This window comes from Halomonas sp. Y3 (assembly GCF_024137965.1).
GTDB lineage: Bacteria > Pseudomonadota > Gammaproteobacteria > Pseudomonadales > Halomonadaceae > Halomonas > Halomonas mongoliensis.
Genome location: NZ_CP099975.1, coordinates 1,189,449 through 1,214,475, shown reverse-complemented (window position 1 = coordinate 1,214,475; position 25,027 = coordinate 1,189,449). Strand labels below are relative to the sequence as shown.

Annotated in this window: 20 protein-coding genes and 1 pseudogene; 10 read left to right on the top strand and 11 right to left on the bottom strand. The window is 67.4% G+C overall.

Going from position 1 to position 25,027, the window contains the following annotated elements:
* Positions 1-27: 27 nt before the first annotated feature.
* Both NHL60_RS05790 and NHL60_RS05785 read right to left on the bottom strand, forming a co-directional pair.
* Positions 28-1,122: a hypothetical protein gene (locus NHL60_RS05790; RefSeq protein ID WP_253450088.1), complete on the bottom strand. Its 1,095-nt coding sequence runs from the start codon at positions 1,120-1,122 to the stop codon at positions 28-30.
* Between the two features lie 352 nt (positions 1,123-1,474).
* Positions 1,475-5,011, bottom strand: coding sequence for an AAA domain-containing protein (locus tag NHL60_RS05785; RefSeq protein ID WP_253450085.1), 3,537 nt, complete (start codon positions 5,009-5,011; stop codon positions 1,475-1,477).
* Positions 5,012-5,290: 279 nt separating this feature from the next.
* On the opposite strand from NHL60_RS05785, the gene NHL60_RS05780 reads away from it, so the two are divergent.
* The 3 genes from NHL60_RS05780 (at position 5,291) to NHL60_RS05770 (ending at position 6,488) form a co-directional block, all read left to right on the top strand.
* A complete protein-coding gene (locus NHL60_RS05780) occupies positions 5,291-5,869 on the top strand; it encodes an antibiotic biosynthesis monooxygenase (RefSeq protein ID WP_253450082.1) in 579 nt (192 codons plus the stop codon).
* A gap of 113 nt (positions 5,870-5,982) precedes the next feature.
* Positions 5,983-6,237 (top strand): type II toxin-antitoxin system Phd/YefM family antitoxin, encoded by a 255-nt coding sequence (locus tag NHL60_RS05775; protein WP_253450079.1) that lies wholly within the window; start codon positions 5,983-5,985, stop codon positions 6,235-6,237.
* Positions 6,234-6,488, top strand: a complete 255-nt coding sequence (locus tag NHL60_RS05770) for a Txe/YoeB family addiction module toxin (RefSeq protein ID WP_253450076.1) — start codon at positions 6,234-6,236, stop codon at positions 6,486-6,488. The genes NHL60_RS05775 and NHL60_RS05770 overlap by 4 nt, the downstream gene beginning before the upstream one ends.
* A 49-nt stretch (positions 6,489-6,537) precedes the next feature.
* On the opposite strand, the gene NHL60_RS05765 is transcribed toward NHL60_RS05770, so the two are convergent.
* The 4 genes and pseudogenes from NHL60_RS05765 to NHL60_RS05750 all read right to left on the bottom strand — a co-directional run.
* Positions 6,538-7,002, bottom strand: a complete 465-nt coding sequence (locus NHL60_RS05765; protein WP_253450073.1) for a hypothetical protein — start codon at positions 7,000-7,002, stop codon at positions 6,538-6,540.
* A gap of 12 nt (positions 7,003-7,014) precedes the next feature.
* A complete protein-coding gene (locus NHL60_RS05760; protein ID WP_253450071.1) occupies positions 7,015-7,368 on the bottom strand; it encodes a hypothetical protein in 354 nt (117 codons plus the stop codon).
* A gap of 109 nt (positions 7,369-7,477) precedes the next feature.
* Entirely contained in the window at positions 7,478-8,593 is a 1,116-nt protein-coding gene (gene fic, locus NHL60_RS05755; protein ID WP_253450068.1) for a protein adenylyltransferase Fic, read from the bottom strand.
* A gap of 271 nt (positions 8,594-8,864) precedes the next feature.
* Positions 8,865-9,836: pseudogene (locus NHL60_RS05750) on the bottom strand (alkene reductase); the annotation flags it as partial.
* Between the two features lie 74 nt (positions 9,837-9,910).
* Between NHL60_RS05750 and argE the strand changes: the two are divergent.
* A complete protein-coding gene (argE, locus tag NHL60_RS05745; protein ID WP_253450065.1) occupies positions 9,911-11,065 on the top strand; it encodes an acetylornithine deacetylase in 1,155 nt (384 codons plus the stop codon).
* A gap of 20 nt (positions 11,066-11,085) precedes the next feature.
* A complete protein-coding gene (locus NHL60_RS05740; protein ID WP_253450062.1) occupies positions 11,086-11,808 on the top strand; it encodes a glutamine amidotransferase in 723 nt (240 codons plus the stop codon).
* Between the two features lie 13 nt (positions 11,809-11,821).
* Here NHL60_RS05740 and NHL60_RS05735 read toward each other — a convergent pair whose 3' ends face one another.
* Complete coding sequence (locus tag NHL60_RS05735) at positions 11,822-12,805, bottom strand: DMT family transporter (RefSeq protein WP_253450059.1); 984 nt, start codon at positions 12,803-12,805, stop codon at positions 11,822-11,824.
* 125 nt (positions 12,806-12,930) lie between these two features.
* The gene (locus tag NHL60_RS05730; RefSeq protein ID WP_253450056.1) at positions 12,931-14,637 is read right to left on the bottom strand and encodes a DEAD/DEAH box helicase; all 1,707 of its coding nucleotides are present in this window, start codon (positions 14,635-14,637) and stop codon (positions 12,931-12,933) included.
* Between the two features lie 448 nt (positions 14,638-15,085).
* On the opposite strand from NHL60_RS05730, the gene NHL60_RS05725 reads away from it, so the two are divergent.
* On the top strand, positions 15,086-15,535 hold the full coding sequence (locus NHL60_RS05725; protein ID WP_253450052.1) for a YaiI/YqxD family protein: 450 nt from the start codon (positions 15,086-15,088) through the stop codon (positions 15,533-15,535).
* On the opposite strand, the gene NHL60_RS05720 is transcribed toward NHL60_RS05725, so the two are convergent.
* On the bottom strand, positions 15,532-16,536 hold the full coding sequence (locus NHL60_RS05720) for a glutathione S-transferase family protein (RefSeq protein WP_253450049.1): 1,005 nt from the start codon (positions 16,534-16,536) through the stop codon (positions 15,532-15,534). The genes NHL60_RS05725 and NHL60_RS05720 overlap by 4 nt on opposite strands.
* Before the next feature lie 95 nt (positions 16,537-16,631).
* Positions 16,632-17,546, bottom strand: coding sequence for a LysR family transcriptional regulator (locus NHL60_RS05715; protein WP_253450046.1), 915 nt, complete (start codon positions 17,544-17,546; stop codon positions 16,632-16,634).
* Positions 17,547-17,662: 116 nt separating this feature from the next.
* On the opposite strand from NHL60_RS05715, the gene NHL60_RS05710 reads away from it, so the two are divergent.
* The 3 genes from NHL60_RS05710 to NHL60_RS05700 all read left to right on the top strand — a co-directional run bounded on the left by NHL60_RS05710 (position 17,663) and on the right by NHL60_RS05700 (position 22,387).
* The gene (locus NHL60_RS05710; RefSeq protein ID WP_253450043.1) at positions 17,663-18,508 is read left to right on the top strand and encodes a pirin family protein; all 846 of its coding nucleotides are present in this window, start codon (positions 17,663-17,665) and stop codon (positions 18,506-18,508) included.
* Between the two features lie 208 nt (positions 18,509-18,716).
* The gene (locus NHL60_RS05705; protein WP_253450040.1) at positions 18,717-20,423 is read left to right on the top strand and encodes a peptidoglycan DD-metalloendopeptidase family protein; all 1,707 of its coding nucleotides are present in this window, start codon (positions 18,717-18,719) and stop codon (positions 20,421-20,423) included.
* Positions 20,424-20,533: 110 nt separating this feature from the next.
* On the top strand, positions 20,534-22,387 hold the full coding sequence (locus tag NHL60_RS05700) for an ABC transporter ATP-binding protein (RefSeq protein WP_253452028.1): 1,854 nt from the start codon (positions 20,534-20,536) through the stop codon (positions 22,385-22,387).
* 16 nt (positions 22,388-22,403) lie between these two features.
* Here NHL60_RS05700 and NHL60_RS05695 read toward each other — a convergent pair whose 3' ends face one another.
* Positions 22,404-24,020: a murein L,D-transpeptidase gene (locus NHL60_RS05695; protein WP_253450036.1), complete on the bottom strand. Its 1,617-nt coding sequence runs from the start codon at positions 24,018-24,020 to the stop codon at positions 22,404-22,406.
* Between the two features lie 131 nt (positions 24,021-24,151).
* Between NHL60_RS05695 and NHL60_RS05690 the strand changes: the two genes are divergently transcribed.
* Positions 24,152-24,865, top strand: coding sequence for a murein L,D-transpeptidase catalytic domain family protein (locus NHL60_RS05690; RefSeq protein WP_253450033.1), 714 nt, complete (start codon positions 24,152-24,154; stop codon positions 24,863-24,865).
* Positions 24,866-25,027 lie beyond the last annotated feature (162 nt).

Sequence of the window (25,027 nt, the reverse complement as noted above, 5' to 3'; positions counted from 1 at the left end):
CAGCTTAGCCCCCCGGCCGCCACGCGCTCAGTAGCTGGAGCGCGCCAGACGCATCCTCGCCTCGCGACGGGCGGTGTGCCAGCGGTAACCCAGGGCAAGGATCAGGATCAGGCCCACCACGCCCAGCATCGGGTAGACGGTACCGATCAGCGCGCTGAAGCCGAACTGGCTGAGCAGCAGGCCCACCGCGGTGAAGATCACGCTCAGCACCTTGAAGCGCGAGGTCTCGGGGGTGGCGAAGCGGGCGGTAAAGGCGAAGAACATGCCCACGGCGGTGCTGTAGATCATGCAGATCAGCGCCAGGGACATGGCCAGGGCCACCGCCGGCGAGAGCGCACTGGCCAGCATCAGCGACGGCATCTCGACGCCCACCAGTCGGTCGAGGTTAGCAAAGAGGCCAATATTGAGCAGGAAGATCAGCACGCCCAGGCCCACGCCGCCGAGGATGCCGCCCAGCGCCGCCTGGCGGGTGTCCGAGGTCAGCCCGCCGATCACCGACAGCATGGGGAAGCCCACGGCGATATTGAAGGAGGCGTAGAGCAGCGCGCCGATGAACCAGTGCGACACCGGCCAGCCATCGCTGATGGTGGCGAACTCGCCCGAGGCGGTGTTCAGCGACTCCAGGGAGGCGTCGCTGGCGAAGAAGGAGTAGACGGTGATGGTCATCACCAGCAGCAGCAGTACCGGCATGATGGCGCTGATCAGGTTGATGATGCCGCGCACCCGCAGGCAGAGGGTGGCGACCACCAGCACGCTGAGCAGCACGCCGCCGAACAGCGGCGGCATGCCGTACTGCTGGGCGAAGATGGAGCCGCTGCCGGCCAGCATCACAACGCCCACGCCGAACAGGAAGAAGGAGAGCACCAGGTCGATGGCAAGCCCCGCCCGACGACCGAAGAGCGCCGCCAGCACCTCCTTGTGAGAGCGCGCCTGCAGGCTCGAGCTCATGCGCGCGATCTGCATGCCCAGGAAGGCGAACAGCAGCCCGCTGACCAGGGTGCCGGCCACGCCGATCAGGCCGTAGCCGGTGAAGAACTGCAGGACCTCCTGACCGGAGGCGAAGCCGCCGCCGATGATGATCGACATGAAGGTCATGGCGATCAGGAAGGGCTGTTTACTCATGGTCTCGATACCTCGCAATGCAACAGGCCCCGGCGCCCAGGGGCGATCGGAAGCCATGAACTGTTTCAGGTCAGCGTTATGAGCTGCCGCGGTGCAGAACAGCGGCGGATGAGCAGCAGAGGGCCACCCACCTGCCAGGATGCGAGGGAGTATACGATAGGAAACACAGTTGATTATCGGGGATTTTTTCTATTTTCAGAAATTAATATCAGGGAATTAGCCTTTAGTCTCAAGGGTTTTGTCGGCTAACGGGCATTTACCTGGATGATCATTCTGCCATTGATGCGCATCGGCATATAGATGGTCTGCCGCGGCTCGGCTCGACGCGACGGCGAGCCGAGCCTTGAAACCATCAAGAGGTAGCCGTATCCGCCTTGATGGGATACTTGGGATGCAGGCGCCCCTCCAGGGCCTCGCGCTGCAGGCGAATCTCATCGCTGAGCTGACCGCTGTAGAGGATGGACGTTTCCATATTGCGATACTTCCCCTGGCGCACGGCACTGCCCCAGTTGTAGGAGCCGACGCAGATGAAACGATCATCGGCCATGACCAGCTTGCTGTGTACGCGATGCACGACCTTGACCGCCACGCCATGTGCCTCCAGCGCCTCGCGACAGGTCGCAAAACGGGCGGTTCTGTCCGGGCAGGGGCGGTTGTTGACGGTGGTATTGAAGTGGTGGTCGGTGTAGAGAGCCACCTCGACGCCGCGGCCGGCAGCGGCACCGAGCTGTTGCAGGAGGCCGCTCTCCTCCAGCCGGTTGAGCGATACCCAGGGCGAGACCAGCACCACCCGAGCTCGGGCCTCCTCCAGCAGACGGTGAAGGCAGGCATCGTGCTGTTCCGCGTCGGTAAGCACCTGGGGCTCGCGACACTGGACCAGCAGGTCCGGCCTGGCCCTGTCGATGGCGAAAGCCAGCGCATTCGCCTCGCGCGCCAGCAGATAGCGGCTCAGCAGGCGACGTGGCGAGCCCGGCGGGGCCGAGGCGACGACGTCCATGTCCGCAAAGACCAGAAAGCTGTCCTTGGCCCGCGAGACTGCCACGTTGAGCATCGCAGGATCACGATCGATGAATCCGCCATCCTCGTGCCGTGAGTAGACGGCAGAGAACAGAACCACCGGGCGTTCGGCTCCCTGCAGGGCATGGACGGTCCCCACCGTCACGGCGTTCTCTTCCTGGCCCACCGGAATGTCCCGCTCGCGACACGCCTGCTGGATCTGCTCCACCTGGGCCTTGAAGGGGGTGATCACGCCCACGATCTGGCCGAGCGGCAGGCCATGGCGAGCCTCTAGCGTGCTGCGCTGAACGGCCAGCCACTCGGCCAGGGTCTCGGCTTCCAGCCGGTTGCAGCGGCTTCCCGATGGCGCCGTCTCGACGCGACCATCCACGTGGACGTAGGCGAAGGGCGGCAGCTCGGGGTCCGTGGCCGGGGTGGTGCGCTTCGGCAGCAGCAGCCCTGCATAGCAGAGGTCATTGCAGTAGGCGATGATCTCGCTCAGACAGCGCCGGTGTTCACGCAGGAACATGCCCGGCTCGGCCTCCTCCAGATAGCGGTAGCGGCTGGCCACCTGGGCGATACGCATGGCGCTGCCATCCACCACGCTACGCCCGGTCTCGCGCAGGGCACCATAGTCGGAGAGCGAGGTCAGCAGGCCCTGGTGCGACAGGTTGCCGACATCCACCGACTTGAGCTGGGTCGCCACCGGTGGAATCTGATGCACATCACCGATCACCAGCGCGCGCCTGGCCAGCGCCAGGGAGGCACCGGCCACCTCCGGCGACACCTGCCCCGCCTCGTCGATGATCAACAGGTCGATCTCGTTGACCAGATACTCGGTGCGAAACTGCCCCTCTCCCTCGAAGACGCTGTGGGTCATATGAGACGGCAGCGAGTGCAGGGTAGAGACGATGCAGGGCGTCAGCATCATGCGCCGCCGCCAGCGCGGCCGCACCGTGGCAAGCCCCCTTCTTTCCCTGCCGCTGGCCGCCTGCTCGGCCAGCTCCTTGCCCTGCTCGCGACACGCCTCCAGCCAGCGCGCCTCCCAGTAGTGAACCGCCAGTTGAAACAGCCGAAAACGCAGCGTGGTGTCAAGCGAGCGGTCGATGGCCTCCAGGCTGTCGCTCGCCGCCGGGTCGGGAAGCTCGGCGCGCAGCGCCTCTGCTGCAAGGTCCCGAGCCTCCAGCTGCGCCAGACGCTCGTCGAGCCGCGCCTGACAGCGCGCCACCTCCTGCTGCTGGCTAGCCAACCACCTCGCCAGCGCCCGCTCGGGGGCATCGCCCGCGGCGGCCCCGAGGATGTCATGGCTCCGGGCACTCAGCGACGCCTCGATGAACAGTTCGCGACGCAGGCGCCGCTGGCGCGCTATCGGTGGCAGCAGGCTCAGCATCGAGAGCCACAGCGGCTCCTCGGCACGGAAATCTTTCCAGCGCCGCGCATCCTCCTGGACCTCTGCCAGCGCGGCCTGCAGCGCCTCAAGCGACTGTTGATCCTGCCGCTGATCGGCCTCGGCGTCGGGACCCAGCGCCTCTTCCAGGTCTTGCAGGCGCTGCCACTGCGAACGGATGCCGTCCAGCCGGGCGTGCACACGAGACAGCTCGGCATGCAGACGCTGACGTACCGCTCTGACGCTCTCCAGGCTGTCCTCCTCGAGAGCCCGGCGAGCCGTTCGCAGAAATTCGCTTTCGGCATGCTCGGTCGACTCGGGGCGCTCGCTGTCGCGATAAAAAGCCGGCGTCTGATAGTGCCTGGCTGCCTCGGCCTCACGGCTGGGAGCGGGATAGTAGCCGCCGTAGCTATGGATGTCGGGCAGCCAGCGACCGCTCAGGGGATGGTCGGTCTCCTCGAAGTCCTTGGCAAAGGCCGTCAGGATATTGGTCACCGCCTGGTTGTTGGTGGAAGCCGCGATGATCAGCGGCGGCTCCCCCTCCGCCAGCGCGGCCTGAACCCATAGCGAGGCCACCACATCCAGCACGAAAGTGGTCTTGCCGGTGCCGGGCGGGCCATTGACCGCCAGGATCTCGCCCTCCTCCATGGCCATCGCCTGGGCCAGGGCGTCCCGCTGCGCCACCGCAGTGGGATAGGCGGAGTTGGCGTGGCCCAGGCGAGCGTCCAGCGTCGCCAGCGCATCGACGCAGGGGCGGTGGTTCTGCCGAGATGACAGCGCATAGGTTTCCAGCAGCGGTAGCGCCGGGTTCGCGCCATCGAGCCAATCGTAGAGGTTGAGGATGTGCTGGCTCGCCCCGGTCACCGATTCTTCGACCTTGAGCAGACGGGCCTGGTCGGCGCTGACGAAATGCGCCTTCAGCCGCTCCGGCGGCACCAGCTGCTCGAAAAGGCGGCGCGATACCTCGTAGTAGCCATGCCAGAGCGGCGCCCAGGTCTCCTCCGGCTCTTCCAGCAGCCCCTTTGCCTCCTGCGCCGACCAGACCCGCGGCATTTCCAGGGTCAGGAAGCGATCCTGCTCGACGACGTTGTTCAGCGTGAAGCGATCATCCGCCTGGGGGCCCAGGAGGTCACGGGGAATCACCGGAGGCTCCGCCGGAATGAGGCGGCCTTCACGGGTGACCCAGAGCACGCAGATCAGCGGCGTCATGACCTCCGGAAACAGCGCCCGCCGCCCCTGGCCATGCTCCAGCAGCGCCATGTAGACGGCCGGGCGCAGCACTACCCGCAGCAGCTCGACCGACTCCGCCTCACCGGAAAACAGCCGCCCCACTACCTCCGGCGCCAGCCGGCCCTGCCGGTAGGCTTCCCTGCCGACCGGGAGGCTCTGCTCCAGCTCTCGACGCGTCAGGGCGCCTCGCCCGCTCTCGGCATCGGCCAGCGAGTTTCGCCAGTAGCGCAGCCACGGCCGGAGATCGGGGCGCTGAGCGACTTCCTTTTCTTTCATGGGCATTGTTACCTGTCCAAAGATCCATCCGTACCGCCCCGAATAGCCGGGGCCCTGCTGCCGAAGCAGGCCTTGATCGGCGGGGCCTAAGCATGCCATCCGCTGACCGCGGCTCCAACTCGACCTGGCACCCGCACGGGCCCAACCCAGCCTGCCTCGGCACGAGCCGCTACGCCACGCCGCCTGCTGGTATACTTGTTGCTTAGTTCATGGCAAGGGCCTACCCGGCCCGCATGACTCCGGCGCCCTACCCTGGCGCCCTGAACAAGGAGATACACGATGTCCCCTGCCCCCCTGACCCTGATGGTGGCCCGACGCGTCTCCCGCGGCCGCTACGCCGATTTCACCACCTGGCTGGAGGAGGGCCGCGCGCTGGCCGCCGACTTCAGCGGCTACCTGGGCTCCGGCGTGCTGGCCCCGCCGCCCGGTGACGACGAGTACCAGATCATCTTCCGCTTCCGCGATGCCGACACCCTGGCGGCCTGGGAGCACTCCGCCTCGCGCCGCGCCTGGCTGGCCCGCGGCGAGGGGCTCTTCGTCGCTCCCCAGGAGCACCGCGCCACCGGGCTGGACGGCTGGTTCCAGGACGCCACCGGCCAGACGCCGCCGCGCTGGAAGCAGGCCATCGCCATCTGGCTCGCCTTCTTCCCGGTCTCGCTGCTGTTTCAGGCGCTGTTCGGCGGCCTGCTAGCGGGGCTGCCGATGCTGCCCAAGGTGCTGGTCAGCACCCTCGCGCTCACCCCAGTGATGGTGTTCCTGTTCATCCCGCTCTCCATGCGCCTGCTCGGCCCCTGGCTGCGCGGCGAGGTCTCCATTCTGGCGCGCCTGAGCCGACGGCTGCACCAGCGCGGGGCGTGAGGCTCGGCGGTCCAAAGACAGTCATGGCACCGTCAGGCAGCGCCGATGTGAGTTGCCAACCTGAAGTAGGTACGATATTCTGTACAGCACAGAATATCGTACAGGACATAATGATGGAAGCCATCAGCTACACAGCCGCACGCAGTCAACTGGCCCAGACCATGCAGCAGGTCTGTGACGACCATGCGCCGCTGATCATTACCCGCAGCAAGGCGCCTTCGGTGGTGATGATCTCGCTGGAGGACTACGAGGCCCTTCAGGAAACCGCCTACCTGCTGCGCTCGCCGAAGAACGCCCGGCGTCTTCTTGAATCCATTGCACAGCTCGAGGAAAGGGGCGGTCTAGAGCGGGAGCTTATCGAGGAATGAAGCTGACGTTCTCGGAGCACGCCTGGGAGGAGTATCTCTACTGGCAAAAGGCAGACAAGAAGGTGCTGCGCCGAATCAACCAGCTGATCAAGGAGATTCAGCGCACTCCCTTCGAGGGCATCGGCAAGCCTGAACCCCTGAAACACGGCCTTGCCGGCTACTGGTCCCGGCGCATCAACGATGAACACCGGCTCGTCTACACGATCAACGAGGATGCCGTGCTGATCGCTCAGCTGCGCTATCACTACTGATAGTCGCTCCACACATCGCTCGACTCGATCCGGCCACTTTGGCCCTTCGCTACCGGCCAGCTCCAAGAAACTTGACCCTGCGGTAGAGCGCGGCAAGAGAGCCTCCACCCAGCATCATGCAAAGGCCCGCCACCACGACAACCAGTGCGTCGTAGGCCACGGCACCCGAGGACGAGTACACCCCCACCAGCATGCCGATATGCCGCACCACCAGATAGGTACCGATCAGGAAGGTGCCGGCACGCACCAGGTCATCATCCCCGACCCGAACGTCGGCCTTTTCATCTACCCCTCCAGCGCCATGCAGCCGCTCCGCCAGGCGGCCGGCGAAGCACCACAGCAATACGCCGCCCACCAAGGGCACGCCTACGGTTGCCAGCAGCATCGGCAGCAGCTCGGCTGACCAGAACTCCCCGACATTTGGGCCCAGCAGCGCCGGCAGCACCGAGAACAAGGTCTTCAGGAAGAGATAGAGACCCAGCAGCCGGATCATCAGGATGGAGAAGGGCTTCATGGTGCCTCCCGATCAGTCTGACGCCTCATCATCCTCGATGGGCGTACCGAGCGTATCGATCATCACGCTGTGGCATTCGACCTCGAACCACTCATCGAAGCGCTTCAGGGTGCGCTTCGGCCATAGCGATGGCTCGGTGTACCAGCCTTCCAGCTCCGACTCGAAGAGGTTGCGCCAGTTGGCCTTGACCCACCGCCTCACCTCCGAAGGCGACTCCGCGACTGCATCGCTGACCAGATAGACGGTGCGGTCGCGATTGACCTCCTCCTCGGTGATCGACGTGCCACCCGGAGAGGGGTCGGCGTCGTTGATCCACTGCACAGCCGGAGCCTTGTAGCGCAGTAATAGCGCTGATCGATTCAGCATTGGTGTCTCCTCACCATTCACGCAGATTTTCTATCTCCAAGGCTCGCCCCGCCGTCTTCGCGCAGCACATCGCCGAGGTTCCACAGCTTCTGGACGATGTCGTTCTGGGTCATAGAGGATCCTGTGCGTACGGGGTCGTCTCGTTACTGTCTTCGGTCATCAGGCGAACCAGCTTGGGATGAACGAAGAGCTTTTCGCGCCCGGCGCGGATCTCCTCAAGCACATTGATCTCGCACAGCTGCTGCAGATAGCTGGAGGCGGTCTGCCGCTTGGCTATGTCCCGTTCCACCAGGTTGTTGATGCGACAGTAGGGCTGCTCGAAGATCACCTGCACCAGCTCGTGGCTGTAGACCCTAGGCAGCTGCTGCTGGATATGGCGGGCCGTATCCTCGATCAGGGTGCGGGTCGCCGCAATCTTGTCGGTAGTCCAGCGGGCGGTGTACTCGACTGCCTTGAGCATATAAAGCAGCCACTCCTGCCACTCCCCTTCACGGGTCACTGCCAGTAGCAGACGGTAGTAGTCGGGCTTGTGAAGCACGATATAGCGACTGAGGTAGAGGATGGGCAGCGACAGCAGCCGCTGCTCGATCAGGTAAAGGATGTTCAGCACCCGGCCCGTACGCCCATTGCCGTCGGTGAAAGGGTGGATCGCCTCGAACTGGTAGTGAGACACAGCCATCTTGATCAGGGGGTCGACACCATCCTCCTCATGGAGATAACGCTCCCAGTTCGCCAGCAGCTCACGCAGCGTCCCCTCCCCCATTGGCGGGGTATAGATCACCTCGCCGGTCGCCTGGTTGGCCAGGGTGGTGCCCGGCACCCGACGAATCTCCATATCGACGCCCTTGATGGTGCTGCAGATCTCCACTGCCGTGTTGGTACACAGAGGTCGCCTGGCCAGCTCTCGGTAGCCATGGCTCAGCGCCGTGCGATAGCGCAGCGCCTCCTTGGTGGCAGGGTCGGCGTGGGTATCTTCCTGGGCAAACTGAAAGAGTCTGTCGGTGGTGGTGACGATGTTCTCGATCTCGGAACTGTCGCGGGCTTCCAGCAGAGGCAGCAGGTTGATGAGCAGTCCCTGATTGGGCAGCAGCTCACCGGCCTGCTTCAGCTCCGCCAGTGCCGCCCGAGCCGGAATGCAGGCCTTGAGCACAGCCGGCGTCTCGAGCTCTTCTGCAGGGGGCAGCGGCGGCAGGCCGTTGTAGGGGTGGTCGGGGCGCCAGCTCATGTTCACTTATTCCTGAAGAATCGACACGTCGTCAGCTTATGTCGATGGCATCAACATATCCAGAGAACGTGTCGAAAAAATCGTCTTTCTTAAACATGTCCTCGGGACATGTCGATGCCATCGACATGTCGCCCGGACGTGTCGAAAAAATCGCGTTTCTTGAACATGTCTCGGGGATATGTCGATGCCGTGAGCATGACAATGCTCCTCCCTACCGACAAAAAGCCCGGCTCGCCGGCCGGGCTTGTGACTTCCAGGGGCAGATGCCGACTCAGCCGAGCCGGTCATGGCCGTTGTCGAGGAGGGGGTAGTCGGTGTAGCCCTGCTCGGCGCCGCCGTAGAAGGTGCTGGGGTCGGGCTCGTTGAGGGCGGCCCCCAGGCGGAAGCGCTCGGGCAGGTCGGGGTTGGCGAGGAAAGGGCGGCCGAAGGCCACGGCGTCGGCGGTGTTGTCGTCCAGGCGGGCCTGGGCGCGCTCGGCGTCATAGCTGCCGCAGTAGATCAGGCGGCCGCTGAAGCGCCGCCGCATCTGCTCACGGAAGCCCTCCGGATAGGTGATATCAGCCCCCGCGAAGTCGGGCTCGTTGAAGTGGAGGTAGGCCAGGCCTCGGCGCTCGAGCTCTCCGGCCAGGTAGAAGGCCATCGCTTCCGGCTCATCGTCGGTGAGGCCGAAGAGTTCGAGGAAGGGGGTAAGGCGGATGCCCACCCGAGCGGGGCCAAACACCTCGGCGACCGCATCGACCACCTCCAGCGGGAAGCGCGCGCGGTTCTCGAGCGAGCCGCCGTAGCGGTCGGTGCGCAGGTTGGTGCCAGTGGCCAGGAACTGATTGAGCAGATAGGCGTTGGCCGCGTGCACCTCCACCATGTCGAAGCCCGCCCGCTTGGCGCGAATGGCGGCCTGGCGATAGTCCTCGACGATGCCGGGGATCTCCTCGGTCTCAAGCGCCCGCGGGGTGCTGGTGGGGTGCGGCCCCGCCGTGCCGTCCTCGAACTCGACGAAGCACTCGGCCCCCTCGCCCTTGAGGGCACTCGGTGCCACGGGCGGCTGGCCGTCGGGCTGCACCAGCTCGTGGGAGACGCGCCCCACGTGCCACAGCTGCAGGGCGATGCGTCCACCCTTGGCGTGAACGGCCTCGACGACCTCCTTCCAGCCGGCCTCCTGCTCGTCGGTCCAGATACCCGGGGTATAGGCATAGCCGCGGGCGGTGGGCGAGATGTTGGTGGCCTCGCTGATGATCAGCCCGGCGCTATGACGCGCAGGCCGCCGGCCTGCCCCGCGGGCGTGATAGGATTTCCCGAAACGTCACCAAGGAGCGCGCCATGACCGCCGCCGAGATGCTTGAACGCCTGGTGGGCTTTCCCACTGTTTCCCGGGACACCAACCTCGACCTGATCGCCTTCGTCGAGGCCTTTCTCGACGAGCACGGCGTGCCCCACTGGCGGGTGGAGAGCGACGATGGCAGGAAGGCCAACCTGCTAGCGCGCATCGGCCCGGACCTGGCCGGCGGCGTGGTGCTCTCCGGCCATACCGACGTGGTGCCGGTGGACGGCCAGCCCTGGTCCAGCGACCCCTTCACCCTGGTGGACAAGGGCGACGGCCGCCTCTACGGCCGCGGCACCTGCGACATGAAAGGCTTCATCGCCTGCGCCCTGGCCGAGGTGCCGCGCTGGGTGGCGCTCGACCTGGAGAAGCCGATCTGGCTAGCGCTCTCCTATGACGAGGAGGTGGGCTGCATCGGCGCGCCGCGCATGATCGAGCGGCTCATGGCCGACCACCCGCTGCCCGCCGCGGTGATCGTCGGCGAGCCGACCCTGATGCACCCGGTGGTGGCCCACAAGGGGGCCACCAACCTGCGCACCACCGTCACCGGCCGTGCCAGCCACTCCAGCCAGGTCAATCAGGGAGTCTCGGCGATCCATGTGGCAGCCAAGCTGGTCACCTATATCGAGGAGGTGATGGCCGAGCTGCGCGCCGAGGGGCGCGTGGACGAGGCCTTCAACGTGGTGCACTCCAGCCTGCACGTGGGGAAGATCCAGGGCGGCACGGCGATCAACATCATGGCCCGGGAGTGCACCTTCGAGTGGGAGATCCGCCATCTGCCGTCGGACCGCTTCGAGGAGCTGGTAGGCCGAGTCAACGCCCGGGCCGCCGAGCTCGAGGCCGAGATGCGCGACCGCGCCCCGGAGGCCTCCATCGTCACCGAAGCGCTCAACGAGACGGTGCCGGCGCTGGCCGACGACAACAATGCCGAGGTGCTGGCGCTCTGCCATGCGCTGCTGGGCGAGCGCCCCGCCGGGGCCGTGGCCTACGCCACCGAGGCGGGCCAGTTCCAGCGCCGGGGGCTGCCCACGGTGATCTGCGGACCCGGCAGCATCGGCCAGGCCCACCAGCCCGACGAATACATCGACATCGAGCAGCTCGAGGCCGGCGCCCGCTTCATGGTCGCTCTCGGCGAGCGGCTGCGCCGCGCCTGATCCAGGAAGAGGATATCCCCATGCCCAGACTGCTGATCGTCAAGACCGGCGACGCCTTCCCCGACGTGGTGGAAGCCCACGGCGACTTCGAGACGCTGTTCCAGAAGGCCCTGGCCGCCGCCGGCTTCGAGGCCGCGGTGTTCGACGCCCGCATCGAGCCGCTGCCCTCCCTCGAGGAGGTCGACGGCCTCTATATCACCGGCTCCCACGCCATGGTCAGCGACGCCGAACCCTGGAGCGAGGCCCTGAAGCCCTGGCTGCGGGAGGCGATGGAGCGCAACCTGGCGATCCTCGGAGTCTGCTACGGCCACCAGCTGCTGGCGGCGGCCCTGGGCGGGGTCAGCGATTACCATCCTGCGGGGCGCGAGTCCGGCACCCATGAGGTCACGCTCACCCGGGCCGGCCGCGAGGATGTCCTGCTCGGCCAGCTGCCCGAGCGCTTCCCCGCCCAGCTGACCCACGCCCAATCGGTGCTCGAGGCCCCGCCAGGCGCCGTGGTGCTGGCTCACAACGCCCACGATGCCTACCAGGCCCTGCGCTACGGCCCCCGCCAGTGGAGCGTGCAGTTCCACCCGGAGTTCACCGCAGAGGTGATGCGCGCCTACCTGGCCCACCAGGTCGACAAGCTGCGCGACCAGGGCCAGGACCCGGAGGCGCTGCTCGCCGGCGTCACCGCCACCCCCGAGGCGAGCTCGCTGCTGGTGCGCTTCGCCGCGGCGGTGGCAAGCGACTCGCCGAGCTGAGCTATCCCCAGGATCAGTGGCGTTCGCCCACCGGCGGGGCGGGTTCACCGCGCTCGATGCTCTCCTCCGCCGCTTCGTCGCGCAGGCGGCGGGCGTCCGGGGCGCCCTCGGCGGCCTTGCGGCGCTGCCGATAGAGGTCGCGCAGGGAGCTCGCCAGCATGGCGACGACGATCATGCCGCCCCCCAGGAAGGCGAGCGCCGCCGGCACCTCGCCGACCCACCACCACACCAGCAGGGTGCCGGCCAGGGTCTCGACCAGCATCACCAGGCTGACCTCGGCGCCGGGCAGATAGCGCGCGCCGGTCTGGATCAGGAAGTAGGCCAGCGGCAGGATCATCCCCATCAGCGCCAGGCGCTGCAGGTCCTCGGGATCGGGCAGTTGGGCGCCGCCCATCAGCGCCGCCGGCACCAGCATGGCCAGGCAGCCCAGGGGCAGCACCACCGTAGTGTCGAGCCCCCGGGTACCGCTGCCGCGCTGGGCGCTGGCCACCGTGGTGTTCACGGCGATGGCGATCGGAATGATCAGCGCCACGGCCAGGCCCAGCAGGCTGCCCTGCCCCACCTCGCCGGCGGCCATCAGGCTCGCCCCGACCACGCAGACCGCGATCACTACCCAGGTCTGGCGGCGCAGCCGCTGGCCGAACAGCAGCATGCCGATCAGCCCCGCCGCTAGGGGCGCCAGGTTGAGCATCACCAGCACGTTGCCGGCGGTGGTCAGCCGCGTGGCGCCCACGAAGGCCCAAGCGCTGGCCGCGAAGGCCAGGGGGCACCACAGGGCCGCCGGCCCGCAGGCACGAATGGCCCCGGGCAGGCGCTCACGGTAGCGCAGCGCAGCGATCAGCAGCAGCACCGCTCCCAGCAGCAGGCCACGCCAAAACATGAAGGTGGCCACATCCACCGTGGTGTCCTTGACCAGCAGCGCATCCGGTGAGAGCAGCAGCACCCCGGTCACGGTGATCAGGTAGCCGCGCAGGCGAAACGGCAGCCGCTTCCACATCACACTTCCTCCTTGCCGACAGCACTTCAGGGGCCCGCTTCAGGGGCCCCAACGACAACAGGCCGGAGCAGAGCTCCGACCTGTCGGTGGGGGTTGGCGCCGCCTGGCGGGCGGCAGCCGGCGCCTCAGGCGCGGGAGGGGCGGCGAACCGGCGCGTCGCCGTCGTCGCGACGACGACGGGGCGCACGCTCGGGGGCACCGCGGTCCTCACTGATCTCCAGAGGACGGCCGGCAACCCGAGCGCGGGCCATCTTGGCCAGGATGCTGGCCGGCAGCGAGCTCGGCAGCTCCACCACGGAGAAGGAGGGGCGGATATCGATGCGGCCGATGCGCGAGCCCTCGATGCCACCCTCGTTGGCCAGCGCTCCGACCAGCTGGCCGGGCTTGACGCCATCCTTGTGGCCCACGGAGACGCGGTAGCGGGTCATGCCTTCGCTCGGGCCCCGCTCGCGGCGCGGCGGCTTGCCGTCGCGGGAGGCGCGGTCGTTGCGGGCCTCCTTGCGCGGTGCCTGCATGCGGCCGATGGGGGCCTCGTCGGCGCGAGCCAGGCGGGCGAAGGCGCAGGCCAGCTCGATGGGGTCGTAGCCCTCCTCGACCAGGCGGCCGACCAGGGCACGCTGCTCCTCGGCACCGGCGGTCAGGGCGGCGATCACCTTCTGGTGGAAGACCTCGTCGCGATGGGCGCGGATGGCGGCCTCGTCGGGCACCTCCATCTCGCTCATCTTCTGGCCGGTGGCCTGCTCGATCCAGCCCACCTTGCGGCCTTCACGGAAGCCCACGAAGGTGATCGAGATGCCGGTACGCCCGGCCCGGCCGGTACGGCCGATGCGGTGGGTATAGGCCTCGGAGTCCTGGGGCAGGTCGTAATTGAAGACGTGGGTGATGCGCGGCACGTCGAGGCCGCGGGCGGCCACGTCGGTGGCGATCAGCACGTCGACCTTGCCGCGCTTGAGGCGCTGAATGGTGCGCTCGCGCAGGCTCTGGTCCAGGTCGCCGGAGAGGCTGGCCACGTTGACGCCGCGGGCGGAGAGCTGCTCCATCAGGGTGGTACAGGCGGCCCGGGTGCGCACGAAGACGATGGCGGCATCTACCGGCTCGACCTCGAGGATGCGCGACAGCGCCTCCAGCTTGGCACCGCCATCGACGCGCACCAGGCGCTGCTCGATGTTCTCGCCGGTGGTGGTGCGCGACTCGATGGCCACCTTCACCGGGTCCACCAGGTAGCGGTTGACGATGCGCTCGATCTCGGTCGGCAGGGTCGCCGAGAAGAAGACCCGCTGGGCTTCCTTCGGGGTATCGGCGACGACACGCTTGACGTCGTCGATGAAGCCCATGCGCAGCATCTCGTCGGCCTCGTCCAGCACCAGGGCGGAAAGCCCGTCGAGCTTGAGGCTGCCGCGATCCAGGTGATCGATGATCCGGCCGGGGGTGCCCACCACGACCTGGGCGCCACGCTTCAGGGCGCCCAGCTGCTCGCGATACTCCTGGCCGCCGCACAGGACCGCCACTTCCAGGCCCTGAAGGTTCTGGCCGTACTTGCTGAAGGAGACGGCCACCTGCTGGGCCAGCTCGCGGGTCGGCGCCATCACCAGCACCTGGGCCTCGCGGCGGCTCAGCTCGAGCCGGGAGAGCAGCGGCAGGGCGAAGGCAGCGGTCTTGCCGGTGCCGGTCTGGGCCTGGCCCAGCATGTCACGCCCTTCCAGCAGGGCCGGAATGGTCTGGATCTGGATCGGAGAGGGCGTCTCGTAGCCCAGGGTCTCGACGGCAGAAAGAACGGCGGGCAGCAGAGCGAGGTCGCCGAAGCTCGGCGAGGCGACAGAAGTCGGGGTCATCAATCACACCTTGGTAGGCCGGGGTCACCGGCAAAAATTCATTGGCGTCCCTGACGCAGCAAAACGGTCAGGCGCGCAGCGCCCTTCAGGGGCAGCAGCACGGGACATCGGAGTCGGGGACGCCGGTCGCACCTGGCATCAGGTCCATGCCATCACCGATGGCGTCATGGACCTCTGTGGCGACCGTTTGCGCCGATCTCGCCAGGCTGGCGGGATCTCGGTGGCGCGCCATCTACACACTTCGAACGCGGTCAGCGCAGCAGCAGTGTCGCTGGGGCTGGCGTTGTGGCGCCCATCCGCCTTCAGTTCGGTCGAGGACCGGCGGCGGTGGCGTCGTACATGATGGTGGGGTCAACACATGCGAGGAGAGCGCATGCTACCATCCTCCCCCTGCCGTGGCCAGCGGTTTCGCCGCGTCCCTTACACCACCGCCTGCCGGAGACTCCCCATGCCGACGCTTTGGGTCGACGCCGACGCCTGCCCCAGGGTGGCCCGCGACATCATCGTGCGCGCCGCCGAACGTACCTCGACCGCCGCCTGGTTCGTGGCCAACCACGCGGTGCCGCTGCCGCCTTCGCGCTGGGTCAAGGGGCTTGCGGTAAGCCATGGCTTCGATGCCGCCGATAACGAGATCGTCGAGCGCCTCCAGCCGGGGGACCTGCTGATCACCTCCGACCTGCCGCTAGCCCTGGAGGCCATCGAAAAAGGCGCCGCGGTCATGACCACCCGCGGTGAGATGCTCGACAAGGGCAATATCAAGGCGCGGGTACAGATGAGGGACTTTATGGAGACGATGCGCTCCAGCGGCGAACACACCGGCGGACCCAAGGGCTACTCCGATGGCGACCGCCGCGAGTTCGCCAACGCTCTGGACCGCTGGCTGGCGAAGAACCCTTAACCCTTCTCGCGGATGCCCCAGCCGGGCAGGCGCTCGCGGTCGTGGGGGCGCTCGAGCTCCAGCAGCGGGCCGTGGGGCACGATGCGGGTCGGGTTGATGGTGTCGTGGCTGTAGTAGTAGTGGCGCTTGATATGGTCGAGGTTGACCGTCTCGGCAATGCCCGGCCACTGGTAGAGCTCGCGCAGGTAGTTCGAGAGGTTCGGGTAGTCCTCGATGCGGCGCAGGTTGCACTTGAAGTGGCCATGGTAGACGGCGTCGAAGCGCACCAGGGTGGTGAAGAGGCGGATGTCCGCCTCGGTGAGCCACTCGCCGGCCAGGTAGCGGTGCTCGGCCAGCCGCGCCTCCATGCGATCCAGCGCCTCGAAGAGCGCCACCACGTGCTTTTCATACACCTTCTGGTCGGTGGCGAAGCCCGACTTGTAGACCCCGTTGTTGATATGGTCGTAGACGTCGGCGTTGACCGCGTCGATGGTCTCGCGCAGGGGCTCGGGGTAGAAGTCCAGGCGGTTGCCGGTCAGCTCATCGAAGGCGTCGTTGAACATCCGCAGCAGGTCGGCGGACTCGTTGTTGACGATGCGCCCCTGGGCCTTGTCCCACAGTGCCGGCACCGTGACACGACCGGTGTAGCGCGGATCGGTCAGGGTATAGAGCTGATGGTGGTACTCGACGCCGTTGACCGGGTCGCCGCTGGCGCCCTCGCCCACGTGATAGGTCCACCCCTGGTCGAGCATCAGCGGGCTGACGTGGGAGCTGCCCACCAGACCCTCGAGTCCCTTGAGCTTGCGCAGGATCATGGTGCGATGGGCCCAGGGGCAGGCCAGGGAGACATAGAGGTGGTAGCGCCCCGCCTCGGCGGGCAGCCCCGGCTGGCCTGCCGGCCCCACGCCGCCGTCCCGGGTCACCCAGTCGCGCAGCTGGGCGGATTCGCGCACGAACTCGCCGCCGTGCTTGTCGGTGTCATACCACTGGTCGTGCCACTTGCCGTCGATCAACAGGCCCATGGGAATCTCCTGGTGCGGGGCGGCGCTGCCGCCGGTTGCTTGCTTTCCCCTTAGCCTAATACGAAGCCGTCGATTGTTAAGCGCATATTCTGGGCTCAACCATTCGACGCAGCCGAATCTTCTCGAGAGCAGCCGGCGGCCTCCCGGATCAGCGCCTCGGCCAGGGCCCGGGTGGCGGGGCCGGCGCGGTCGCGGTCGCGGTGGATCAGCTGCACCGGGATCTCGCGAATACCGCCGGCCGCCAGGGGCAGCCGCCTGAGCTCTCCGGCCGCCAGCGCCGCCTGGATACGCGTCTCCGGCAGCCAGGCGAAGCCCAGGCCCCGCTTCACCATGTCGACGGAGGTTTCCAGGTGGCTGACCGTCCAGCGCTGCTCCGCCTTGAGCCAGCCGGCATCCATGGACTGGCGCAGGGCCGAGTCGCGCACCACCAGCTGGCGGTGCTGGATCAGGTCGCGCAGATCCAGCTCGCGCTCCAGGCCATGCAGGGGGTGGTCGGGGTGGGCCACGGCCAGGAAGCGCACGCTGACCAGGGGTTCGCCCAGGAAGCCCTGGGCCGAGAGGCCGGAGATCACGAGATCCGCGCTGCCGTCGTAGAGCATCTCGATGCCGCCGTTGAGCACCGTTTCGTGCAGCTGCACCCGCACATAGGGGTAAGCCTCGGAGAAGTCATCCAGGGCGCGGGCGAGAGCATCGGTGGGAAAGACCTGATCCACGGCCAGCACCACCTCGGCCTCGAGCCCCTCGGCCAGACGCCCGGCCACGTCCTCCAGGGCCGCCGCGCTCTCGATCAGCTGACGGGCGCGGCGCAGCAGCAGCTCTCCGGCCTCGGTCAGGCGCACCTGGCGGCCCACGGGCTCCAGCACCTGGACGCCGAGCAGCTCCTCGAGCTTGTGTACCGCATGGTTGAGGGTGGAGGGGCTCTTGTGAATCGCCTCGGCGGCGCGGGCAAAGCCGCCGTGATCGACCACCGCCGCCAGCATCTGCCACTGGGCCAGGGTGACGCGGGACATTTCGACCTCCTCGAATGAACAAAGCGAAAGAATGCGCTTAATCTTCGAAAAAACCGACCTAGAATGCCAGATATCGCTTTATAAAAAAGCCCTCACGACAGCCAGAGGTCCCCATCATGACATCTCCCCTTCTTCGCCAGGTCGACCGCCTTCAGCGCAGCCAGCCTAGCCAGGATGGCGACGGCGTCAAGATCCAGCGCATCCATGACTTCGGCGGCGGCCTGGACCCCTTCCTGATGCTCGACGAGCTGGGCTCCGACCGCCCGGATGACTATCTGGGCGGCTTCCCGCCCCACCCCCATCGCGGTATCCAGACCCTGACCTATGTGATCCACGGCGGGCTGACCCACGAGGACCATCTGGGCCACTCCAGCACCATCCGTGCCGGCGATGCCCAGTGGATGCACACCGGCCGCGGCATCATCCACTCCGAGATGCCGCTCACCGACAGCCAGGGCCTCCACGGCTTCCAGCTGTGGCTCAACCTGGCGGCCAGCGAGAAGATGAGCCAGCCGGACTATCGGGATGTGCGCAGCGGTGAAATGCCGCAGCTGGCCGGCGACGGTGCCGAGCTGATCGTCCTGGGTGGCACCTGGATCCGCAGCGATGGCGAGCGCGTCGACGGTCCCCTCAACGCCCTGGCCGGCAGCGCCGGCGTCGCCCATGCCAGGCTGGCGGCGGGAGGCAGGCTCGAGCTCGAGAGCGAGGCGCCGACCCTTCTCGCCTACGTCTTTGCCGGCGAACTGCAGGTCGGTGACGCCCTGGTGCCGGCGGGCCACCTGGCGCGGCTCGGCACCGGTGACCGCCTGGCACTGGCCAGCGCGGAAGGCGGCGAAGCGCTGCTGCTGCAGGGCAGGCCCCACGGTGAGTCCATTGCCCATTACGGCCCCTTCGTGATGAACAGCCAGGCAGAGCTCGAGCAGGCGCTGCGGGACTACCGCGACGGCACCTTCGCCGGCTAGCCCTTTGGCCCTTTGGCAGGGGTTGATTTTTCCTGCGGCCCCGGGCCCAATGGATAGTTAGAAAACGCCGTTCTGGTACCTGCACCCCGCCCTGCACCGGCAGGGTGGGGTCTTGCTGTGCGTATGTACAGGCTAGGCACACCATACGGCATAGGTTAAGGTTCTGGTGCCTTTTTCGCTTTTTCATCTATTCACTGGCCTTTACCCCATGCTGCGAATCCTCCATTCGCTGCCCCGCACGCACAAGCTGTTACTGTTGCCGGTTGCCACCATGGTCACCGTGCTGGGCGCACAGAAGATCGTTACGACCTACCAGGATGTCCAGCGCGAGCACCGCACGCTGGACACCGTTATTGTCCCCCTCGAGCTCGATGCCACCCCCGGCCTCCCCTCGCTCAGTTTCCAACGCGGTCCCGTGGGCGATGCCATCGAAATGGCCAGCCAGGCCCTCGATGCCACCCGTAGCCATGTTCCTTTGGCCAGGCTCGTCGAAGGCGACGCCCTGGACCTGATCGACAGCGCCAGCGCCGCCGCTGATGCCACCCTACCCCTGGCGCTGACCCGCCCCGCCGGCTCGGCCCCTGTGGCCAACCCGCAGCACGCCCCTCGCTCGCCGCTCGACCAGGGCGCCGTGCATATGGCGGTGGTGGTGGGCACCATCGGCAGCGGCATGCTCGACCACGACGGCACCCTGGTAGCCGATGCCACCTCTTACGACCCGGTGTCCGATGATGAGCTGGGCCTCTTTGATGGCGACCTGGTTCTGCTGGACAGGGAGATCCAGGCCGACGAGCCCTACACTCCGCGCTGGCAGAACTACACCGTACAGCAGGGTGATACCTTCGCCGTGGTGGCCCAGAACCACCTGGGGCTCGGTTACAGCGAGGTGTTGCGCCTGCTCGACGACGTCCCCTCGCCTCGCGCCTTGACCCACTGGCGCGCCGGCAACACCTTCGAGTACCAGCTCGACCAGCAGGACCGTCTGCTTTCCCTGCGCATGATGCGCAATGCCCGCGAAGGCTTCCTGGTCGAGCGCACCGACGAGAGTTTCGAGGTCGCCACCATCGAGCGCGCCGGGGAGGCCACTCAGCGGCTGTTCGCCGGTACCGTCAGCGGCAGCTTCGCTCGCTCCGCCCAGGCCACCGGTCTCTCCAGCGCCGAGATCAGCGAGCTGACCCGGGTACTGGGCAAGAAGATAGATTTTCGCCGCGACACCCGCCGCGGCGACAGCTTTCAGGTGCTGGTGGAGTCGGACATCATCGACGGCTCCAGCTTCGACCCCCGGGTGCTCGCCGTACACTATGAGGGCGAGCGACTGGACCTGACCCTGGTGCGCAACGCCGCCGACAACAACTTCTATACGCCGGACGGCGGCAGCCTTGACCCTGCCTTCGCCCGCTACCCCTTCGAGGGCAGCTACCGCATCAGCTCCCCCTTCAACCCGAACCGTCGGCATCCGGTCACCGGCCGCGTGAGCCCCCATCGCGGCACCGACTTCGCCATGCCCATCGGCACGCCGATCATCGCCCCGGCCGATGGCCGCGTGGAGAAGGTCGCCAACCACCCCATCGCCGGACGCTACGTGGTGATCCGCCACGACAACGGCTATCAGACCCGCTACCTGCACCTGTCGCGTCCGCTGGTCAGCCGCGGCGATCGGGTCGAGATGGGCGAGCGCATCGCGCTTTCCGGCAACACCGGGCGCAGCACCGGCCCCCACCTGCACTACGAGGTGCTGGTGAACAACACCCAGGTCAATGCCATGACCGTGGATCTGCCGGAGAACAAGAGCCTCACCGGCGAGAGGCTAATGGCCTTCCAGCGCCAGGCGGAGCCTCTGCTGGCCGCCCTGGAGAGCGGTCAGACCGGCCCGGTGGTGGCCAGCCGTCGCGACGACAACGACGACGAAGGCTGATCCCGCCGCCCCCGCCACCCGCGCAGCGCCCCGCCCCGAGCGGGGCGCTGCGGTTCTGTTCCGCCTGAACCCAGAGTCCGACACGGAGAGCCCCGGTGTCCTCGCCCCATATGCGCCGCGCCCAGCCCGCCCCTCCCCCCAGTAGCCGCCTGGCCGCCTTCTTCGGCGTCTTCCGCTACAGCCGCCGCGCCCTGACACTGGTGTGGCAGACCTCGCGGCCGCTGACCATCGGCCTGGCGGTCTGCACCCTGATCGCCGGCGTGCTGCCTGCGGTGGCGGCCTGGATCGGCCAGCTGATCGTCGATTCCGTGGTGGACGCCATGGCCTATCACCGCGAGACCGGCGAGGCCCTCACCCTCGAGAGCGCCTGGCCGGTGCTGCGCTACGTGCTAGCCGAGGCCGGAGTGATCGCCGCCATCGCCATGGCCCAGCGTGGCCTCTCGGCCCAGCAGTCGCTGCTGCGCGCCCTGCTCGGCCAGAAGGTCAACGTCATGATCCTCGAGAAGGCCGGCACCCTGAGCCTGACCCAGTTCGAAGACTCGGAGTTCTATGACAAGCTGACCCGGGCCCGCCGCGAGGCCTCGATCCGCCCGCTGGGGCTGGTCAACAAGACCTTCGGCCTCGCCCAGAACGGCATCTCCCTGGTGAGCTTCGGGGTGCTGCTGGTGCAGTTCTCCCCCTGGGCGCTGCTGATCCTGGTGATCGGCGCCCTGCCGGTGTTCCTCTCCGAGGCCAAGTTCTCAGGCGACGCCTTTCGGCTGTTCCGCTGGCGCTCCCCCCAGACCCGCATGCAGATGTACCTGGAGACGGTGCTGGCCCGGGAGGACAGCATCAAGGAGGTCAAGCTGTTCGGCCTGGAGCCGCTGCTGCTAGACCGCTACCGGAAGATCTTCGACACCCTCTACGGCGAGGACCGCCGCCTGACCATTCGCCGCGAGAGCTGGGGCTTCGGCCTCGGCCTGCTGGGCACCCTGGCCTTCTACGGCGCCTACGCCTGGGTGGTGGTGGAGACGGTGGGCGGACAGCTCACCCTGGGCGAGATGACCATGTACCTGATGGTCTTCAAGCAGGGCCAGGCGGCGCTCTCGGCGAGCCTCACCTCGGTAAGCGGCATGTACGAGGACAACCTCTACCTCTCCAACCTTTATGAGTACCTGGAGCAGCCGGTGGCGCCCCAGGCCGGCACCCTCACCGAGGGCGCGCGCCCCGGCGACGGCATTCGCTTCGAGAACGTCGGCTTCACCTACCCCGGCGCCGACAGGCCCGCGCTTTCGGGCATCGGCCTTCATCTGAGGCCGGGGCAGAGCCTCGCCCTGGTGGGCGCCAACGGCTCGGGCAAGACCACCCTGATCAAGCTGCTTACCCGCCTCTACGAGCCCGGCGAGGGGCGCATCCTGCTCGACGGCAGCGACCTTGCCGAGTGGGACGTCGGCGCCCTGCGCCGGCGCATCGGGGTGATCTTCCAGGACTTCGTACGCTACCAGCTCAAGGTCGGCGAGAACCTGGGCGCCGGCGACGTGGCGGCCTTCGAGGATGAGGCGCGCTGGCAGGAGGCGGCGCGCCGAGGGCTGGCCGACGACTTCATCGCCGACATGCCCGGGGGCTACCACACCCAGCTGGGGCGCTGGTTCAAGGGGGGCCAGGAGCTCTCCGGCGGCCAGTGGCAGAAGATCGCCCTGTCGCGGGCCTATATGCGGGAGAGCGCCGACATCCTGGTACTGGATGAGCCCACCGCGGCCATGGACGCCGCCGCTGAGGCGGCGGTGTTTGCCGACTTCCGCGAGCACAGCCGCGACAAGATGACCATCCTGATCTCCCACCGCTTCTCCACGGTGCGCGCCGCCGACCAGATACTGGTCATCGACGGCGGCGAGATCCTCGAGCAGGGCGACCACGCGAGCCTGATGGCCGCCAACGGGCGCTACGCCCGGCTCTTCCGGCTGCAGGCGAAGGGCTACGAGTGACGCCTACTACTCGCCGCTATAGCGCCAGCGGGCGGTCGAGCGCCCGCAGCAGGGCATCATCGCGCTCGTAGATGTCCGGGCGAAACACCAGCTGGCCATTCTCGTCCGGGTGCACCGTCCAGTAGTGCAGGATCACCGGCATGGGCCGGCCCAGGGAGACGTTGCGGGTCTGGCCGCTGGCGATCAGGGCGCGCACGTCCTGGCCGCTGCCGGTATCGTCGAACAGCAGCTGGGCGAACGCCAGCACCCCCTCCACGCGGATGCAGCCGGAGCTGAAGGCGCGCTGCTCCCGGGCAAAGAGCCCCTGGGCAGGCGTATCGTGCAGATAGACCAGGTGGTCGTTGGGGAAGCGGATCACCACCTGCCCCAGGGCATTCTGGGGCCCCGGATCCTGGCGGATCATCACGTTGCCGGGGTTGTACCAGTCCACCTGCCAGGGGTCGAGGCGCTGCCCCGAGGGGGTCAGCACGCGCATGTTCTGGCTCTGCAGGTAGCTTGGATCCCGCCTCACCCTGGGCAGTACATCCTCGCGCAGGATGGTAGGCGGCACCGTCCAGGTCGGGTTGACGGTCATATGGGTGATCTCGGAGCGCAGCGATGGCGTACGCCGATAGGGCTGCCCCACCACGATGCGCGATTGCCAGATCTCGCCGTTGGGGCGGAAGTAGCTGAGCCGATAGCCGGCGATATCCACCAGCACGAAGGCCTCGGGCAGGCCGTGCAGCAGCCAGCGGGCGCGCTCCAGGTTGACCCGGATCTGGTCGATGCGCGCCGCCACCGGCACGTTCAGTGCCGCTCGGGTCTGGGGGCCCACCACGCCGTCTACCTCCAGCAGGTGGCGGCGCTGGAAGCGCTTCACCGCCGCTTCCAGCGCGGTATCGAAACGCCGCGGGTCCGGGCTCTGCAGCTCGGCCCCGGGGAAGGCGTCGGTGTCGGCCGCCATCACCTCGAGCTCCCCCTCCATGGCCAGCCGCCGGCGCAGCTGCGCTACGGCGTCGTCCACGTCTCCTGCCCGCAGCACCCGAGGCGTGTCGGGCAGCCCAGGCCAGCCGCCCAGCCGCTCGATATTGCGATAGCGGGCCAGCCCGCTGCGCAGCCGCTCGTAGGGCGCATAGGGTGGCCGCGCCTCGCCGAAGGCCTGGTCGAAACGCTCACCGTCCACGGCACGGGAGATGGCGGCGAGGTCCAGAGGCGGTGCCTCCAGGGGAATCTCCCAGCGCGGATCGACCTGCCGGGGGTCGAGTCGCCCGCGCTGCAAGTGGCGCAGCGCCGTCAGCAGCGCCTCGGAGGCCTGCAGGTCGAAGCGGGCCAACGCCTCGGCCTCGGCGCCGCCCTCCTTGAGCCGGCGCTGCTCGGCCGCGAGCGCGTCGGCGCGATAGTCGCGAGGGTCGAGACCATCCCCCTCCAGGGTCTGCAGCGCCTCGGCAAAGGCCGCCACCCGCTGGCGCTCGGCCCAGGCGGGGCGATAGGCCCGGGTCGCATAGAAGCGGCGCAGCACCTCCGGCGCATCGGCCAGCTGCCGGGCGATCTCGGCCTCCAGGGGGGCCTGCCGGACCGTCTCGCGCTGCTCGGCGAAGGCAAGCGGCGAGAGCATCACCGCTAGGAACGCGAGGATGGCGACAAATCGCCGCATATTCGACTCCTTTTATCGTTTAAAGCTGAATTGGCTTTCCCTGCTTCACTCTTCATAATAGCTGCCGAGGCGGGGCCACAGGGAAGCGCGCCCCTCAAACACTTCCCATGTCGATGAGGGTTCCGTTTCCCATGCCAAGATTGACGCTCTCCCTGCTTGCCGGCGCCGCCCTGCTGGCCAGTACCCAGGCCCAGGCCGACACCTTCCTCGCCCAGGCCCTGCACCCCGAGGTCCTCAAGGGGCAGACGCTGGATCAGCGGCTGACCCGCCTGGCTCCGGGCGCCGACCCCCAGGTGCTTTCGCTGGCCGCCAACGCCCTGGCCTGCGCCGACCCCGATGCCGAGCGCCTGGCGGTGATCGACTACTCCCGACCCTCCAGCGAGCCGCGACTCTGGGTCTTCGACCTGCCCCGTAACGAGCTGCTCTTCGAGGAGCTGGTCTCCCACGGTCGCGGCTCCGGCGACGCCATGGCCACCACCTTCTCGAATATCCCGGAGAGCTATCAGTCGAGTCTCGGGCTCTTTCGCACCATGAACACCTACTACGGCCGCAACGGCTACTCGCTGCGCCTGGAGGGGCTCGAGAACGGCATCAACGACCTGGCCTACCAGCGCGCCATCGTCATCCACGGCGCCGACTACGTGAGTGAATCCTTCATCGAGCAGACCGGCAGACTGGGCCGCAGCCACGGCTGCCCCGCGGTCAGCCGCGACGTCACCTACCCGCTGATCGACAGCATCAAGGAGGAGCAGTACCTGTTCGTCTACTACCCGGACCAGGAGTGGCTGGAGGGCTCCGCCTTCCTCGCCTGCGACCGCGACGATAGCCAGCTGGCCATGCGCTGATTCGGCACCATCCCCGGGCATGCCGGGGATATCGCGCACCATGACGGGGCCCGGCCCCGTTTTTTCTGCCGGCATCTTTCTCACTCCCCTTCTCCGTACAATCCGGCATACCTCTCCAACCCCCTGCCCAGTCAGCTCTTTCATCATTCTGGCAGCCTGCTT

What these genes read in the sequence shown, in the direction of transcription:
- NHL60_RS05725 (WP_253450052.1), top strand. Translation starts at nt 15,086, where the DNA reads ATGCCGACGCTTTGGGTCGACGCCGACGCCTGCCCCAGGGTGGCCCGC.
- NHL60_RS05790 (WP_253450088.1), bottom strand. Translation starts at nt 1,122, where the DNA reads ATGAGTAAACAGCCCTTCCTGATCGCCATGACCTTCATGTCGATCATC.
- NHL60_RS05720 (WP_253450049.1), bottom strand. Translation starts at nt 16,536, where the DNA reads ATGGGCCTGTTGATCGACGGCAAGTGGCACGACCAGTGGTATGACACC.
- NHL60_RS05710 (WP_253450043.1), top strand. Translation starts at nt 17,663, where the DNA reads ATGACATCTCCCCTTCTTCGCCAGGTCGACCGCCTTCAGCGCAGCCAG.
- NHL60_RS05775 (WP_253450079.1), top strand. Translation starts at nt 5,983, where the DNA reads ATGGAAGCCATCAGCTACACAGCCGCACGCAGTCAACTGGCCCAGACC.
- NHL60_RS05730 (WP_253450056.1), bottom strand. Translation starts at nt 14,637, where the DNA reads ATGACCCCGACTTCTGTCGCCTCGCCGAGCTTCGGCGACCTCGCTCTG.
- NHL60_RS05700 (WP_253452028.1), top strand. Translation starts at nt 20,534, where the DNA reads ATGCGCCGCGCCCAGCCCGCCCCTCCCCCCAGTAGCCGCCTGGCCGCC.
- NHL60_RS05765 (WP_253450073.1), bottom strand. Translation starts at nt 7,002, where the DNA reads ATGAAGCCCTTCTCCATCCTGATGATCCGGCTGCTGGGTCTCTATCTC.
- NHL60_RS05690 (WP_253450033.1), top strand. Translation starts at nt 24,152, where the DNA reads ATGCCAAGATTGACGCTCTCCCTGCTTGCCGGCGCCGCCCTGCTGGCC.
- NHL60_RS05770 (WP_253450076.1), top strand. Translation starts at nt 6,234, where the DNA reads ATGAAGCTGACGTTCTCGGAGCACGCCTGGGAGGAGTATCTCTACTGG.
- NHL60_RS05705 (WP_253450040.1), top strand. Translation starts at nt 18,717, where the DNA reads ATGCTGCGAATCCTCCATTCGCTGCCCCGCACGCACAAGCTGTTACTG.
- NHL60_RS05695 (WP_253450036.1), bottom strand. Translation starts at nt 24,020, where the DNA reads ATGCGGCGATTTGTCGCCATCCTCGCGTTCCTAGCGGTGATGCTCTCG.
- fic (WP_253450068.1), bottom strand. Translation starts at nt 8,593, where the DNA reads ATGAGCTGGCGCCCCGACCACCCCTACAACGGCCTGCCGCCGCTGCCC.
- NHL60_RS05715 (WP_253450046.1), bottom strand. Translation starts at nt 17,546, where the DNA reads ATGTCCCGCGTCACCCTGGCCCAGTGGCAGATGCTGGCGGCGGTGGTC.
- NHL60_RS05780 (WP_253450082.1), top strand. Translation starts at nt 5,291, where the DNA reads ATGTCCCCTGCCCCCCTGACCCTGATGGTGGCCCGACGCGTCTCCCGC.
- argE (WP_253450065.1), top strand. Translation starts at nt 9,911, where the DNA reads ATGACCGCCGCCGAGATGCTTGAACGCCTGGTGGGCTTTCCCACTGTT.
- NHL60_RS05740 (WP_253450062.1), top strand. Translation starts at nt 11,086, where the DNA reads ATGCCCAGACTGCTGATCGTCAAGACCGGCGACGCCTTCCCCGACGTG.
- NHL60_RS05785 (WP_253450085.1), bottom strand. Translation starts at nt 5,011, where the DNA reads ATGAAAGAAAAGGAAGTCGCTCAGCGCCCCGATCTCCGGCCGTGGCTG.
- NHL60_RS05760 (WP_253450071.1), bottom strand. Translation starts at nt 7,368, where the DNA reads ATGCTGAATCGATCAGCGCTATTACTGCGCTACAAGGCTCCGGCTGTG.
- NHL60_RS05735 (WP_253450059.1), bottom strand. Translation starts at nt 12,805, where the DNA reads ATGTGGAAGCGGCTGCCGTTTCGCCTGCGCGGCTACCTGATCACCGTG.